Raw genomic sequence first — 13,975 nt, 5'->3', positions numbered from 1 at the left:
CGCAGGTCGGGATCCATCGGCGACGGTCTGCGCCCTATGATCGGTGGATCCCGGCCTGCGTCGGGATGACGGAACAGGTTAAGCACATCACCGCTTGCGGACAAACTCCGTCCTGAGCACCAGCCCCTTGATACCCTCATACTTGCAGTCGATTTCCTCGGGATTGTCGGTCAGCCGGATCGACTTGATGACTGTTCCCTGCTTCAGGGTCTGCCCGGCCCCTTTCACCTTCAGATCCTTGACCAGCGCCACCGAATCCCCGTCGGCAAGCACATTGCCGGCGGCATCGCGCACCTCGTTCGCGGCGGCGTTCTCGGCCTCGACCTCGGAGGCAGGACGCCATTCGCCGGTCGCTTCATCGTAGACGTACTCGTCATCCTGATCGGACATGGGGGAGCTCTTTCGGGAACAGAAATTACGCCGCTCCTTATACGCCCCTGCTCCGCCGATACAACAATGTCGCCACCCAATGGTCGTCATCCCGGCCGGAGAGCCGGGACCCAGGCGATCAAAGGCCCGCGCCCTCCATCACTGGATCCCCGTTTCCGCGGGAATGACGATGAGAGAGAGGAAGCGAGAGCGCGCAGTCACACCGCCCACCCCTAAGGCTTCAGCAGCAGATACCCACCGGCCGCGACAAAAAACGCCCCCGCCAGCGTCTTTACCTGCTTCAGATAAGCGAAACCCCGCGCCGCCGTGGCCAACCGGTGCGCGGCCAGCGCATAGGCCACCTTCACCCCGCCGACCGAGGACACCGTGATGGCGGCGAGCAGCGCTGTATCCGCTCCGGACAAGGCGCCGAGATCGACAAATGTCGGCAGCAAGCTGGCATAAAAGAAGATCGCCTTGATATCGCCGAGGGTGAGCAACAGGCCCGCCGCGAAGCTCGCCGCCAGACCGCCGCGCCTGCTTCCGGGCACGGGTGCGCGTTCCCTCGGTGACGCTTTCGCGCGCTGCCCCCGGATCAGCCCCACGCCGAACCAGATCAGATAGAGCGCGGCGGCGTATTTGATCAGTGCAAACAGCGCGCCGAGCTGGCTCGCCAGGGCCGCCATGCTGAGGATCGCCATCGTCATGAAAATCAGATCGCCCGTCACGATTCCGGCGGCAACGGCCAGGCCATGCCGCACTCCGGACATGGCGGATCGTGCAACCACCAGCGCGACGCTGGAACTCGGCAAGGCCGCCATCGCGGCGAGGACGAAAAACAGCGTTAAGGCACTGGCAGCACTCATTGGCTTACTCAGGCAGTGCCGGAACTTTTCGGCCCTTGGACGGTGTGCCGGACGGTGCGGGGGCCGCGTCCTGGACTGACCGATCCCGCGAGGTCGGCAGGCTCGGATAGTCGATCACCGTAATGAGTTGATCAACCTGCCCGCCGCCGCATCCGACGGGCACCGTGACCGACTCGAAGGCGACCCAGGAATTGTTCAGCGCCCATATCATCGCCCCCTTACGGAAGGTCGGGACCCCGCGATCCCTGGTTTCGCGGTAGCGCGCCAGCATGGCCTCCGCCCCGATCTTGTAGGCGGATCTGGATACATATTTCCGGCTCAGGTCGCGGCCGATCACGCTGGCGATCTCTGTTCCGACAATCCGGTGGAAGAAATCCCTGCCATCGTCGATCACTTCGACGATCTGTACATGGCCAATCCAGGGCAGCAGGCTCTCTGGCGTAAAATGCTCCCGGTCCGGAACGGGAGCACCATCGCAGCATTTACGCCAAAACCTGCTGAAGGAGAGCACAAGCTGGCTGGCGATTTCCTGTTCCGTGACGATATCCGATTTCGCCATCTCAGGGCTGTCCCCCGCTCTTGCGGGAGCGGCAGGTTCCGGAACGAAGTCCGCCATATGCGAGACAGGTTTGCGACAATCGGCCAGCCATAATAACGCGAAATTGAAAGTGGTTAATTCCACGATACCGAATTCCACTTGCCGCGGCAAACCCCGGTATGCAGCTCCCGCATCTCCCCCTCAATCTCCGCCAAACAGCGGGAAGGCGAATTCAGAGATGTGAGGAACGATCATCGCCCCTTGCGAAACCCACCCCGACGCGCAAATCTCCGCCCGCCGAAGGGGAGATCCGAAAATGCATGGTGAATACAAGGTCGTGGACGGCAAGCTGGTGGTTGCCGATCTTGAGGTGCGGGACGGCAAACTGGCGGACGTGCAGATCTCCGGCGATTTCTTTCTCGAGCCCGCCGAAGCCCTCGCCGACATCACAGCCTCCCTGAACGGCCTGCCCGCCGATGCCTCCAGCGAGGACATCATCACGGCGCTCGATCAAGGCATCCCCACCGGCACCGCGCTTGTCGGTTTTTCAGTCGAGGCCATCGCCATCGCGGTGCGCCGCGCGCTTGGTGTCTCAAAAGGCTGGCGCGATTACGAATGGCAGATCATCGATACCGCGCCGCAATCTCCCGCCATGCATCTGGCCCTCGACGATGTTCTCGCCCGCGCAGTCGCCGCCGGCCGGCGCCCGCCGACCTTGCGGATCTGGCAGTGGGAGCGCCCGGCCATCATCATCGGCAATTTCCAGTCGCTCAGGAACGAAGTCGATCTGGAAGCCGCCGAACGGCTCGGCGTCGAGACCGTCCGCCGCGTCACCGGCGGCGGCGCCATGTTCGTCGAGCCGGGCTCCGCCATCACCTATTCGCTCTATGCGCCCGGAGAGCTGGTGGGCCATATGGATTTCGCCGCCTCCTACGCCTTCCTCGATGCCTGGGTGCTGCAGGCGCTGAAGGAGGTCGGGATCGACGCCTTCTACAAACCGCTGAACGACATTTCGAGCCCCAAGGGCAAGATCGGCGGCGCCGCGCAGAAACGCTATTCCGGCGGCATGGTGCTGCATCATGTGACCATGTCCTACGACATGGACGCGGAAAAGATGATGCAGGTGCTCCGGATCGGCCGCGAGAAGCTCTCCGACAAGGGCGTCACCTCCGCCGCCAAACGCGTCGATCCGGTGCGCAGCCAGACCGGCATGAGCCGCGAGGATGTCATCGCCCGCCTGATCGGCACGTTCAAGACGCTGCATGGCGGCGCGGACGGGGCGATCAGCGAAGAGGAAATGGCCGCGGCGGAGAAACTTGCGGCGGAGAAGTTCGAAACCGGGGAATGGCTCCACCACGTCCCGTGACCGGCTAACGCCAGCCGCATCCCCTATCACCCAATCCGTCATTCCGGCCGCTCTCTCATTCGTCATCCCGGCCGGAGAGCCGGGACCCAGATGATCACAGACCGGCACGTGCCAATTCTGGGTCCCGCATCAAGTGCGGGATGACGAATTAGGGGAGATCGTCACTGTCGGTGCGACGCCGGATCACAACTCCTCGCTAAGAGAAGTTGTGATCCGAAACACCGCGCCTTCGGAATTCGCCCGAGAGCGCCTTAATCCCGATGGCGCCTTAGTAATGCGCCGACTGGGTATCCTGCGGCTTCTGCAGAGGCGGGGCGAATTTGGTCAGGTTGATCCCCTCGACCGCCGCCTTGTACTCGTCGATGTTCGGTGTTCTTCCGAGGATCGCGGAGAGCACGACGACCGGAGTCGAAGCGAGCAGAGATTCGCCCTTCTTCTCCTTGGAATCCTCAACCACCCGACCCTCAAAGAGGCGCGTCGACGTGGCCAGAACCGTATCCCCTTTTGCCGCCTTCTCCTGATTGCCCATGCAGAGATTGCAGCCCGGGCGCTCGAGATAGAGGATGTTCTCGTAGTCGGTGCGGGCCGTGGTCTTCGGGGCGTTGTCGTCGAATTCGAAGCCGGAATATTTCTGCAGGACTTCCCAGTCCCCCTCGACCTTCAACTCGTCAATGATGTTGTAGGTTGGGGCGGCGACGACCAGCGGAGCTTTGAACTTCACTTCACCGCTCTGCTTTTCCAGATTGCGCAGCATCTGGGCGACGATCTTCACATCGCCCTTATGCACCATGCAGGAACCGACAAAGCCGAGATCGACCTTTTTCTCTGCCTTGTAGTAGGAGATGGGCCTGATTGTGTCGTGGGTATATCGCTTGGACACATCGATATTGTTCACATCGGGGTCGGCAATCATCGGCTCATCGATCTGATCCAGGTCGACGACGACTTCGGCGAAATACTTGGCGCTATCGTCCGGAGCCAGAGCCGGTTTCTCGCCGGATTTGATCTCCGCAATGCGCTGATCTGCCTTGTCGATCAGGCCCTTCAGGACCTGGGCGTCATTATCCATGCCCTTGTCGATCATGATCTGGATGCGGCTCTTGGCGATACCGAGGGACTCGATGAGGGTATCATCCTGGGAAATACAAATGGATGCTTTTGCCTTCATCTCGGCGGTCCAGTCCGTGAACGTGAAGGCCTGGTCGGCCAGCAACGTTCCGATATGGACTTCGATGATCCGTCCCTGAAAGACGTTATCGCCGAACTTGTCCAGCATCTGAGTCTGCGTCGCGTGGACCACGTCACGGAAATCCATGTGATCCTTCATGCTTCCCTTGAAGGTCACCTTCACGGATTCAGGGATCGGCATGGTCGCTTCGCCTGTCGCCAGAGCCAGCGCGACCGTTCCGGAGTCAGCGCCGAACGCAACGCCCTTGGACATCCGGGTGTGAGAGTCGCCACCAATGATGATTGCCCAGTCGTCGATCGTAATGTCATTCAGCACCTTGTGAATGACGTCGGTCATAGAGTGATAGACGCCCTTCGGATCGCGCGCCGTGATCAGGCCGAACTTGTGCATGAACGCCATCAGCCTGGGGGTATTCTCCTGTGCCTTGAAATCCCACACAGAAGCCGTATGGCAGCCGGACTGATAGGCACCGTCCAGGGTCGGCGAAATGACTGTCGCGGCCATTGCCTCCAGCTCCTGGGAGGTCATCAGGCCGGTCGTGTCCTGGGAGCCGACGATATTCACCTTCACCCGAACATCGGAGCCGGCATGCAGCACGGTGCCAGGAGTGACGCCTACGGCATTTCTGTTGAAGATCTTCTCGACGGCCGTCAGGCCCTGACCCGGATGGGAGACTTCCTTGGAGGGGGCGAAGGCGGACTTCAACTCAATCCCGAGAGTCTCGCACGCGAGGGTCTGCAGTTTCTTGCCGAAGACGACCGCGTATGAGCCGCCAGCCTTCATGAACTCCATTTTCTGCGGCGAGAAGGATGACGACACATCGACAAGCTCTTCGTCGCCCTCTTCGTTATAGAGTTTCTGGTCTTTCGTATCGATCTTGAGAACGGTCCCCGTCTCGACGGAGTATTTCTGCTCCAGAATGGGGTTACCATCGTTGTTCAAAATCGGCTTGCCGCTGGAATCCAGCTTTTTGACCCAGTTCTTCAGGTCGATCCCGACGCCGCCGGTAACGCCCACAGTCGTCAGGAAAATCGGCGAAATACCGTTCGTCCCGGCGACAATCGGGGCGTAATTCACAAACGGGACATAGGGGCTGGCTGGCTTGCCGGTCCACAAGGCAACGTTATTGACCCCCGACATCCGGGAGGACCCCACGCCCATTGTCCCCTTCTCGGCGATCAGCATCACTCTCTTGTCGGGATGCTGCTTTTGCAGTTCCTGAATTTCTCCCTGAGCCTTCTCGGAGATCATGCACTTTCCGTGCAGCTCCCGATCCGATCTGGAGTGTGCCTGGTTGCCGGGAGACAGCAGATCGGTGGAAATATCGCCCTCAGCAGCGATGTAGGTGACGACCTTGATTTCCTCGTCAATGTCCGGAAGCTTGGTGAAGAATTCCGCGTCCGAATAGCTGACAAGGATATCCTTGGCGATTTCATTCCCGGCTGCGTACGCGTCCTTCAGGCGGTCGGTATCCGCGTCGTAAAGCAGAACCTGTGTTTTCAGGACTTCTGCTGCCGAGTGCGCGATAGCTTCATCATCGCCCAAGGCCAGATCGAGGAGGACCTCAACCGAGGGGCCGCCCTTCATATGGGACAAAAGTTCAAAAGCGAAGGTCGGCGAAATCTCTTCGACGACCGCTTCACCAAGAATGATTTCTTTCAGAAATTTTGCCTTTGCGCCGGCGGCACTCGTCGTTCCAGGCAACGTATTGTAGACAAAGAACTTAATGGAATCTTCCCGGTACTCGTTACCGGTATCTTTTATTTGCGCTATGAGCTCTTTTACAAGTGCCCCATCCTCAATGGGCTTGGGGTGCAAATTCTGAGTCTTCCGAGTTTCAATCTCAGCCAAGTAATCTGTGTACAAGCTCATGATGGTCCCGACGCATAAGTGTTTGATGTAATTTGAACGCCCGGTTGCAAAAGCTTCTGGCGATCCGGCGAAAGCTTACTCATCGCATGAATAATTCAGCCCAGATTGGCTTGCAAGGCGTTTCTGACTGGTTAATAAGGCGGCGAAATTGCATCAATCCCGCCTGCGAGAGCGCCGTGCTGATCCTGTGGAGGAATGAAGCCACCGGCCCGGTCGAAACCAGATAATCTCCCCCCGTTCGGCTGTTCAGACCTGACCGAAGATGAAGCCCTTGTTGCTTCGGTTGCCGCCATTCGCAGGATATCGGCCCCTAGTCAGCGCGGAGGCCGCTTTCGAAAGGCGCCAGTGTCCTGGCATCCCAGTAAGAGAGGGTTCCCGGTCTGGCGCGGGGAGATGCCTCCCGCTCCACGAACAGGTTCGTGTAGCAGGATATGCCGAGAACGGACCGGATGGAGCCGTCACGCTCCGCGACCGGCAGCGCCAGACGTTCCGATCTCTTCGGAAGGTGCAGGTCCGCCTGCGAGAGGTAAAGGATGGCCGGGTGATTGATCACGGTGAGCCAACGCGGGTGCGCCTCCTGATAATCTGCACCGATGATCTCCCGGGACGACAGCCCCTTGATGCTCCGCCCCCACGCCGCGTTGATCATTTCACCGGCGAGGACACAGTAAAAATCCCCGTCCTCCTCAAAGCGGTAGATCCAGCTGTAGGGCAATGCCTTCGGGAAGGCCGTCGGATCGATCTGACTTCTGAGGGGTACGGCTCCGGGCGACCACAGGCTCAGCCAGTGATCGAACAGCGAGGAGACCAGCTCCGACTCACTCGGTATGTCCGGGCGCGTGAAATCTCGATGGCCGCAATCGGCACCGTCCGCCGTTTCGGCCTCGTTCTCGTCGGGCCCCGGAGGGGGAGTCTGGGACGTTGTCATGGGGTGATGGGCTGGCTCCACGAACATCAGGTGGAAGGAAATCTCATCTGTGTTCCGGAAAAGCACAGATTCCCAGCCCTAAAGGCAAAAGGTTAAACAGCACTGAACGAGGGAGAATAAAGCCCGTCAGCACCGGCCCCCCGGCGCTCTTCGCCCCCCTACCCGACTGGCAGTCGCCGCACCCGCCATCTCCTACATCGTCATCCCGGCCGGAGAGCCGGGACCCAGACGATCATAGAACGGTGCGCGCCATCCCTGGGTCCCACATCAAGTGCGGGATGACGGTTCATGAAGATCGCAAATTAAGTGGCGTGTCCCCTTAACTTCCCCTTAATTCCCAAGATCGCAAATTAAGTGGCGTGTCCCCTTAACTTCCCCTTAATTCCCAAGTATAGAAAAACAAGTCGTATGCAGCTGTAATTACAAAACTAAATTCGCTCTCTAGGCAGAGCCAAACTCCACATAATCAATCGCCTCAATAAAAGACAAGGCTACTTCGGTAGCATTTGCAGCAGCTACTCTCCGTATGGCATTACCCGTGTCTCTATCAAGATCACCCTTATACTCGCAAATATCGGAGATACCCCTCACGATCACGCCGCCAAAAAGATTAGTACACCCTCCTTCTCTGTCAGGAGTTGTTCTCGCTGTTTCGACTGCGCGCAGAACGCCATAGCTTTCCATATCGACAGCAAGTATTTGGCTATTGTCCCATTGAACTCTACCCGAATCACCATTCTGTCGGTGAATATCAAGTTGAGTGTTTGTATTTTTTTCAACAAGGTAGTCGCGGTACTCAGCACTATCCACAACATGGTGGCTACCGAGTAGCGAGCCAAAATGCACTTCTCTTTCTCGAGATGAAGAATCCAGACGAGCAAATCTGTCGGGCAACGCGTTGACCTCAATTTGTTCCAGGTCGCAAGCTTTCAAGTATTCTTCTGCTCCAGATAGCAACCCATCCATTGGCGCTGAATGAACCACTTTACGTTCGTAACGAAGGAAAGAAGACTTAAGGAATCGATCACGCCTATCAACAACAACCTCCCCCTTTTTCGCATTCTTCAGATCATCCTTCGTTCCAAACACATACCCCGCAGATTCCTCAGGATATATTTGAGAAACCTTATCGCTAGCATAGAATTTTGCAGTATTAGAAACCACAACATCGCCTAAACCAATAGATACTGGATTTAGAGAGCCAGCAATCCCAATCATTACTACGAGTTCTGGTGTAGCCGTCGCAATAGCAGCCCCCGTGCCAACAACAGCTTCAATATGCCCCATACCGTCAAGCGTTTGCACAACAACTGAAACGTCCCCGACAGGCGAATTATAGGTACAACGATACCTTTTCCGCGCTGTAGTCGCTTTCCACAGAGGCCTACTCTCGACCACTTCGTGAAAGTATTCACGCTCCTCTGGCAACGCCACCACAAGCACTACATTAGCAATGACCGGACTATCAGATGAATGATTTTTTGCCATTTATTAATAAACCCTACGATTCCCCAACCGAGCACTCACATCGAAAGCCCTATATCTTTCTTTATTGTCCAACAATCGATCCAAACCCGCGACTAAGCTCACGTGAGGCACAGGATCCTTAATATGGAATACAACATTAATGCAGCCCGTTCGAATTTCTATTAATTCAAGCTCCGCAATAAGCGTTCTCTCCAAAAAACTCTTAAGAGAATAAATTAGATTAAATATTGGAATCTTTTCCTTGGCATCTTCTATTTCTTTAAACAGCAATGGACCACCTTTATTACTTGGCCACTCTACATCCAGAACTACACTTATGTAGTCTATTTCCCGCCTCTTCGGCACCGGCTGAAAATAAACAAAATGAGGAAATCTATTATTGTTATCACCTAACGCTGAGAAAATCTGAGCTCGTGATTCACGCATGTGATTTGCTCCAGGAGCCTGCCCACACCAGCCCCTAATGGGGCTTACCCGGTTTCATATACAACATATGGTATTTTTTTTCATGGGAATTCGACTCTGCTTGCCGTCTTTCAAGCGTTCAAGGGTCGGTAACAATTATTCATAAATCCGATGTATGTCTTCAAATTGAACAGTTCTTAAAGAAGCAGCGTGACAATTAACTTCCGCTCGACCTGTAAATTCGCAGAAATTTTTCGGGCGCGCCCCCTCATCCTCTTTTTTTTAAACCCTCCTCGCCTCGCTTGCGCGCGAGCTTGACGACGGCTATTTCCACCTTCGATTAGCGATTCCGTCGGGTGAACTGGCAGAGATAAGTCGGATAAGCTCTGTGTACTGGTGAGCAATAGACGTTCTCATCGGTGATCTTGGTGCTCAAGAGATGTAGCGACACATGAATATACGGCGCCACACTACTCAATTCCCTCCAGAAACCCTATACCCCAACACCAACTCATCTCCCGTCTTCCCGCGTATCCCCCAGTTCGCCATTGGCGTCTCGAAGATCGTGATCTCCACGTCCTCAACCGGGATACCCAGCTCCGCCGGCACCCGCTGCATGATCCCTTGCAGCAGCGCTTTCTTGGTCTCCGGCGCCCTGCCCTCGAACATGGAGATCTCGATCACCGTGTAGGCCTCGCTCCGGTCAGCCGGGCGGATGAAATCCTCTGGCTCGAGCGGGATGAACCGGTGGAAGCGTTTTTCCTCGGGGAGCTTCAGGAACTCGGTGCTGCAGCCGTGCAGGATGTCGGACAGCGCCGCGCGGTGGCGGGCGAGATGGGCCCGCTCTCCATAGATCTTGTATTGGGCCATTGTCAGCTCCGGGGGCTGGCTCCGGGTATCCGTTCCGGGGGCTTACTTCTCGTCTGAATCCGGCAGCCGGGACTCGACGCTTTCGCGCGCGGCCTTCGCGGCGGCATCGGACGCCCGGCCCTGCCGCCTGACGCGCCATGAGGTGTAGATATACATCACCCCGCCGAAGACCAGGCCATAGACAACGGCGCGGTAGACGTCCTCGCCGGTAAGTTCCGTATCCGGGCCGAGCCAACCCTGATACTGGGCGCCGATCATCACCAGGGTCAGCACGACGCCGTTGAAGACGCCGCGCCAGAGCGGCCGCTCCAGGATGAAGGGTTTGCGTTCTTGGCCTTCGGTCTCTGGGGTCCCGGTATCGTTCTCGCCGCTCATGGCGTTTCCTCGCGTCTCTTAATTCGGGGTTTTGATATCCAGCCCCAATTGTGCACGGCGGCGCAACCAGACGCTAGGCCGATACCGGTCGTCGCCGCTGACGGCATGCATTGCCGCCATGATGACGAAGGCCCGTTCGACGCCGAGATCGGCGATAATCTCCAGCGGGCCCAGCGGATAGTTGAGGCCGAGCTTCATGGCGAGGTCGATGGAATCCGGATCGGCGATCTGGATCTGGGCCATCTCGCAGCCGAGATTTCCGACCATGCCGCGGATGCGCTGGCCGATGAAACCGGCCGAATCCGCAATCGCGGTGACCTTGCGGCCGTTCTTCTGCAACGCCGCCGAGACCGCGTTCAGAGCATCGGCTGACGCCCCCGGCGCAGACATGATGGTGACCCGCTTGGAGGTGTCGCCGGTCACGTCGATGGCGACGAGGCGGGTATGGTCGATGCCCATGCGGCTGGCAAAAGTGCTGCAATCCTCGCCGAACAAAGCCGCGACGATGGGCGAGCTGCCGTCGTCCGTGGCGTCCAGCGTGACACCTGCCAGCAGATCGTCCAGTTCCGGCGCCTCGGCCGCGCAATAGACCTGCACCGCAGGCGCGGCCGTGGTTTCGTGATCCGGGCTCGGAGCGTCGATCTCCTGACCCTTTTCATCATAGCAGAAATGGCCGATGCCGGTCTTCCGGCCGAACCGGCCCGCGTCGTACAGAGCCTTGTGCAGCGGCACGGTGCGCAGGCGCGGGTCATAGCTGTATTGCTCGTGCACGATCATCGAGACAGGGTAATTCACGTCGATCCCGGTCAGATCCATGAGCTGGAAAGGGCCCATCCGGAAATGCCCGCAATCGCGCATCACCGCATCGACCTGCGCCGGGGTGGCGACGCCTTCATGCACCACGGCAAGGCCCTCGGTGGTGAAGGCGCGGCCGCCGAAATTCACCAGGAAGCCCGGCGCGTCCTTCACCTTGACCGGCGTACGGCCCATACGCTCCCCAAGAGCGCAAAGACCGTCCATCACCCATTCCTCGGTCGCGGGACCACGGATCACCTCGACGAGGCGCATCAGCGGGACGGGATTAAAGAAGTGAAAACCGGCCACTCGCTCCGGGTTCTTGCAGACCCGGGCGATGGAGCCGATCGGCAGCGAGGAGGTGTTGGAGGTCAGCAAACAATCCTTGCTGACATGGCTTTCCAGCTCGGAGAAAACCTGCTGTTTCACTTCGAGATTCTCGAAGATCGCCTCGACCACCGTGTGGCAGCCGGCGAAATCCGCGAGCCCGGTGGCGACACTGACCTTCGCCGCCATGTCGGCGACGGCATCCGCCGTCAGCTTGCCCTTCTCGACCAGCCGCTCCAGGCGCTTGATCACCTGCTCGCGCCCAGCGGCGGCGGAGCCGTCCTTGGCATCGAACAGGACAACACTCATGCCGCCCTGCAGAGAGACCTGGACGATCCCCTGCCCCATGGCGCCGGCGCCAATCACGCCGACGGTGAAATCGGCGCGCTTCGCATCGAATGCCATTTTTATCAGACCTTCTCGATGATGGTTGCCATGCCCTGGCCGACGCCGATGCACATGGTGCAGAGCGCGTATTTGCCGCCCTTGTCGTGCAGCTCCTCGGTCGCGGTCATCAGCAGGCGGGCGCCGCTGGCACCGAGCGGATGGCCGAGTGCGATGGCGCCGCCATTCGGGTTCACGCGCGGATCGTCGTCTGCAATGCCGAGCTCGCGCAGCGAGGCCAGCACCTGGGCGGCGAAGGCTTCGTTCAGCTCCAGCACGGCAAGATCGTCGACCTTGAGGCCCGCACGCTCCAGCACCTTGCGGCTGGCCGGAATCGGGCCGACGCCCATGATGCGCGGCTCGACGCCTGCGGCGGCACCGGTGACGATGCGGGCACGCGGGGTCAGGCCGTGCCGCTTGGCGGCTTCCTCGGAGCAGACGATCATGGCGGCGGCGCCGTCATTCACGCCGCTGGCGTTACCGGCCGTGACGGACCCGCCTTCCTTGCGGAACGGGGTGCCGAGCTTGGCCAGCGCCTCTGCCGTAGTGGAGGGGCGCGGATGCTCGTCCGTGTCCACGATGGTTACTGCGCCCTTGCGCCCCTTGATCTCAACCGAAGCGATCTCGCGGGCGAGACGGCCATTCTCGATCGCGGCACCGGCGCGCTGCTGGGAGCGGAGCGCGAAGGCGTCCTGGTCATCGCGGCTGATCTGGAACTGCTGGGCCACGTTCTCCGCCGTCTCCGGCATGGAATCGGTGCCGTACTGCTTTTCCATCTTCGGATTGACGAAGCGCCAGCCGATGGTGGTGTCATAGATCTCGGCATTGCGGTCGAAGGCGCTGGTCGCCTTGCCCATGACGAACGGTGCACGGGACATGCTCTCGACGCCGCCGGCAATGAAGAAGTCGCCCTCGCCGGAGCGGATGGCGCGGGCGGCGGCATTCACCGCTTCCATGCCCGAGGCACAGAGTCGGTTCACCGTGGCGCCTGGGATTTCGGACGAGAGACCCGCCAGCAGCAGCCCCATGCGGGCAACGTTGCGGTTGTCTTCGCCTGCCTGATTGACGCAACCGTAATAGACATCGTCCACGTCGTTCCAGTCGACCGAGCCGTTCCGCGCCATCAGCTGCTGGATCGGATGCGCCGCGAGATCGTCCGCGCGCACGGCAGAAAGGCTGCCGCCGTAACGGCCGATAGGTGTGCGGATTGCGTCGCAGATGAAGGCTTCGGTCATGATGGCGGCTCCCAAATCGATTTTTTGCGAAACTGAATTTCGCAGCTTATTGTCGGTGCAGTATGCACAGCCTAATATCCCGGTCAATTTCCACTCGGGAAGCATAATCTTGCCAATCGCGCGGCTCAGCGCGGCAGTCAATCAAAGGGGGAAGTATCCGTGTCCGTCGTCATTCTCGATCATCCGCGCGACCGCGAGGAAAACGATCATATCGCCGTGGTCCGTATCAACCGTCCGGACGCGCTGAACGCGCTCAATCTGGAAGTCCGTCAGGAACTGGCCCGGGTCTTCCGGGAGCTGACCGAAGACGACGATGTGCTGGCCGTGGTGCTGACCGGCGACGAGAAGGCCTTTGCCGCCGGTGCGGACCTGAAGGACATGGCGGACCGGACGACCGTCGAGATGTTCCACCGCAAGACGGAACGGCTCTGGCAGAACATCGCCGACTATCCGAAACCGGTGATCGCCGCGATCAACGGCTACGCGCTCGGCGGCGGGCTGGAGCTGGCCATGCATTCCGACATCATCGTGATCGGCGAGACGGCCCAGGTCGGCCAGCCGGAAGTCCGCGTTGGCATCATGCCGGGCGCCGGCGGAACACAGCGCCTGACCCGCGCCGTCGGCAAGTTCCAGGCCATGCGGCTCTGCCTCACCGGCCGGCCGATCGACGGCAAGGAAGCCTTCGCCATCGGTATCGCCAGCCAGGTCGTGCCGGACGCCGAAGTTTACGAGACCGCCTACAAGATGGCGAAAGACATCACCCGGATGCCGCCGATTGCCGTGCAACAGATCAAGTCGGCCATCATTCGCGGGCAGGATGCGTCGCTGGAAACCGGCATGGCGCTGGAGCGAGCCATGTTCCAGGGCCTGTTTGCCACCGCCGATCAGAGCGAGGGCATGCATGCCTTCATCGAAAAGCGGCGCCCAAACTTCAAGGGCGAGTAACACTCATTCAGGAGCGGCGGGCG

13 protein-coding genes are annotated in these 13,975 nt (G+C 59.2%); 2 read left to right on the top strand and 11 right to left on the bottom strand.

Features of this window, described 5'->3' with window-relative positions; genetic code table 11:
- Nucleotides 1-87: 87 nt before the first annotated feature.
- The 3 genes from IG629_RS01545 to IG629_RS01535 all read right to left on the bottom strand — a co-directional run bounded on the left by IG629_RS01545 (nucleotide 88) and on the right by IG629_RS01535 (nucleotide 1,794).
- Complete coding sequence (locus IG629_RS01545; protein WP_193170230.1) at nucleotides 88-390, bottom strand: alkylphosphonate utilization protein; 303 nt, start codon at nucleotides 388-390, stop codon at nucleotides 88-90.
- 212 nt (nucleotides 391-602) lie between these two features.
- Complete coding sequence (locus IG629_RS01540) at nucleotides 603-1,235, bottom strand: LysE family translocator (RefSeq protein WP_193170229.1); 633 nt, start codon at nucleotides 1,233-1,235, stop codon at nucleotides 603-605.
- A 4-nt stretch (nucleotides 1,236-1,239) separates the two neighbouring features.
- A complete protein-coding gene (locus IG629_RS01535; RefSeq protein ID WP_193170228.1) occupies nucleotides 1,240-1,794 on the bottom strand; it encodes a PAS domain-containing protein in 555 nt (184 codons plus the stop codon).
- 295 nt (nucleotides 1,795-2,089) lie between these two features.
- Between IG629_RS01535 and IG629_RS01530 the strand changes: the two genes are divergently transcribed.
- Nucleotides 2,090-3,139, top strand: a complete 1,050-nt coding sequence (locus tag IG629_RS01530) for a lipoyl protein ligase domain-containing protein (RefSeq protein WP_193170227.1) — start codon at nucleotides 2,090-2,092, stop codon at nucleotides 3,137-3,139.
- 268 nt (nucleotides 3,140-3,407) lie between these two features.
- On the opposite strand, the gene IG629_RS01525 is transcribed toward IG629_RS01530, so the two are convergent.
- The 8 genes from IG629_RS01525 to pcaF form a co-directional block, all read right to left on the bottom strand.
- Entirely contained in the window at nucleotides 3,408-6,200 is a 2,793-nt protein-coding gene (locus IG629_RS01525; protein ID WP_193170226.1) for a bifunctional aconitate hydratase 2/2-methylisocitrate dehydratase, read from the bottom strand.
- Between the two features lie 310 nt (nucleotides 6,201-6,510).
- Nucleotides 6,511-7,128: a PAS domain-containing protein gene (locus tag IG629_RS01520; protein ID WP_193170225.1), complete on the bottom strand. Its 618-nt coding sequence runs from the start codon at nucleotides 7,126-7,128 to the stop codon at nucleotides 6,511-6,513.
- A 441-nt stretch (nucleotides 7,129-7,569) separates the two neighbouring features.
- Nucleotides 7,570-8,616, bottom strand: coding sequence for a 5'-methylthioadenosine/S-adenosylhomocysteine nucleosidase family protein (locus tag IG629_RS01515; protein WP_193170224.1), 1,047 nt, complete (start codon nucleotides 8,614-8,616; stop codon nucleotides 7,570-7,572).
- 3 nt (nucleotides 8,617-8,619) lie between these two features.
- Nucleotides 8,620-9,042, bottom strand: a complete 423-nt coding sequence (locus IG629_RS01510) for a hypothetical protein (protein ID WP_193170223.1) — start codon at nucleotides 9,040-9,042, stop codon at nucleotides 8,620-8,622.
- Between the two features lie 453 nt (nucleotides 9,043-9,495).
- Complete coding sequence (locus tag IG629_RS01505; RefSeq protein WP_193170222.1) at nucleotides 9,496-9,891, bottom strand: tautomerase family protein; 396 nt, start codon at nucleotides 9,889-9,891, stop codon at nucleotides 9,496-9,498.
- A 42-nt stretch (nucleotides 9,892-9,933) separates the two neighbouring features.
- Entirely contained in the window at nucleotides 9,934-10,266 is a 333-nt protein-coding gene (locus IG629_RS01500) for a hypothetical protein (RefSeq protein ID WP_193170221.1), read from the bottom strand.
- Between the two features lie 18 nt (nucleotides 10,267-10,284).
- Nucleotides 10,285-11,793, bottom strand: a complete 1,509-nt coding sequence (locus tag IG629_RS01495) for a 3-hydroxyacyl-CoA dehydrogenase (RefSeq protein WP_193170220.1) — start codon at nucleotides 11,791-11,793, stop codon at nucleotides 10,285-10,287.
- Nucleotides 11,794-11,798: 5 nt separating this feature from the next.
- The gene (gene pcaF / locus IG629_RS01490) at nucleotides 11,799-13,007 is read right to left on the bottom strand and encodes a 3-oxoadipyl-CoA thiolase (RefSeq protein ID WP_028464545.1); all 1,209 of its coding nucleotides are present in this window, start codon (nucleotides 13,005-13,007) and stop codon (nucleotides 11,799-11,801) included.
- 159 nt (nucleotides 13,008-13,166) lie between these two features.
- Here pcaF and IG629_RS01485 point away from each other — a divergent pair, with 159 nt between their 5' ends.
- The gene (locus IG629_RS01485) at nucleotides 13,167-13,952 is read left to right on the top strand and encodes an enoyl-CoA hydratase-related protein (RefSeq protein ID WP_319024990.1); all 786 of its coding nucleotides are present in this window, start codon (nucleotides 13,167-13,169) and stop codon (nucleotides 13,950-13,952) included.
- Nucleotides 13,953-13,975: the final 23 nt, after the last annotated feature.

Source organism: Nisaea nitritireducens, assembly GCF_014904795.1.
In the GTDB taxonomy this organism is placed as follows: domain Bacteria; phylum Pseudomonadota; class Alphaproteobacteria; order Thalassobaculales; family Thalassobaculaceae; genus Nisaea; species Nisaea nitritireducens.
The sequence above is the reverse complement of the archived record's forward strand: the minus strand, read 5'-3'. Positions and strand labels throughout refer to the sequence as shown.

Excerpts from the sequence above, each read along its gene's own strand:
- IG629_RS01545 (WP_193170230.1), bottom strand. The coding sequence starts at position 390 with ATGTCCGATCAGGATGACGAGTACGTCTACGATGAAGCGACCGGCGAA.
- IG629_RS01540 (WP_193170229.1), bottom strand. The coding sequence starts at position 1,235 with ATGAGTGCTGCCAGTGCCTTAACGCTGTTTTTCGTCCTCGCCGCGATG.
- IG629_RS01535 (WP_193170228.1), bottom strand. The coding sequence starts at position 1,794 with ATGGCGAAATCGGATATCGTCACGGAACAGGAAATCGCCAGCCAGCTT.
- IG629_RS01530 (WP_193170227.1), top strand. The coding sequence starts at position 2,090 with ATGCATGGTGAATACAAGGTCGTGGACGGCAAGCTGGTGGTTGCCGAT.
- IG629_RS01525 (WP_193170226.1), bottom strand. The coding sequence starts at position 6,200 with ATGAGCTTGTACACAGATTACTTGGCTGAGATTGAAACTCGGAAGACT.
- IG629_RS01520 (WP_193170225.1), bottom strand. The coding sequence starts at position 7,128 with ATGACAACGTCCCAGACTCCCCCTCCGGGGCCCGACGAGAACGAGGCC.
- IG629_RS01515 (WP_193170224.1), bottom strand. The coding sequence starts at position 8,616 with ATGGCAAAAAATCATTCATCTGATAGTCCGGTCATTGCTAATGTAGTG.
- IG629_RS01510 (WP_193170223.1), bottom strand. The coding sequence starts at position 9,042 with ATGCGTGAATCACGAGCTCAGATTTTCTCAGCGTTAGGTGATAACAAT.
- IG629_RS01505 (WP_193170222.1), bottom strand. The coding sequence starts at position 9,891 with ATGGCCCAATACAAGATCTATGGAGAGCGGGCCCATCTCGCCCGCCAC.
- IG629_RS01500 (WP_193170221.1), bottom strand. The coding sequence starts at position 10,266 with ATGAGCGGCGAGAACGATACCGGGACCCCAGAGACCGAAGGCCAAGAA.
- IG629_RS01495 (WP_193170220.1), bottom strand. The coding sequence starts at position 11,793 with ATGGCATTCGATGCGAAGCGCGCCGATTTCACCGTCGGCGTGATTGGC.
- pcaF (WP_028464545.1), bottom strand. The coding sequence starts at position 13,007 with ATGACCGAAGCCTTCATCTGCGACGCAATCCGCACACCTATCGGCCGT.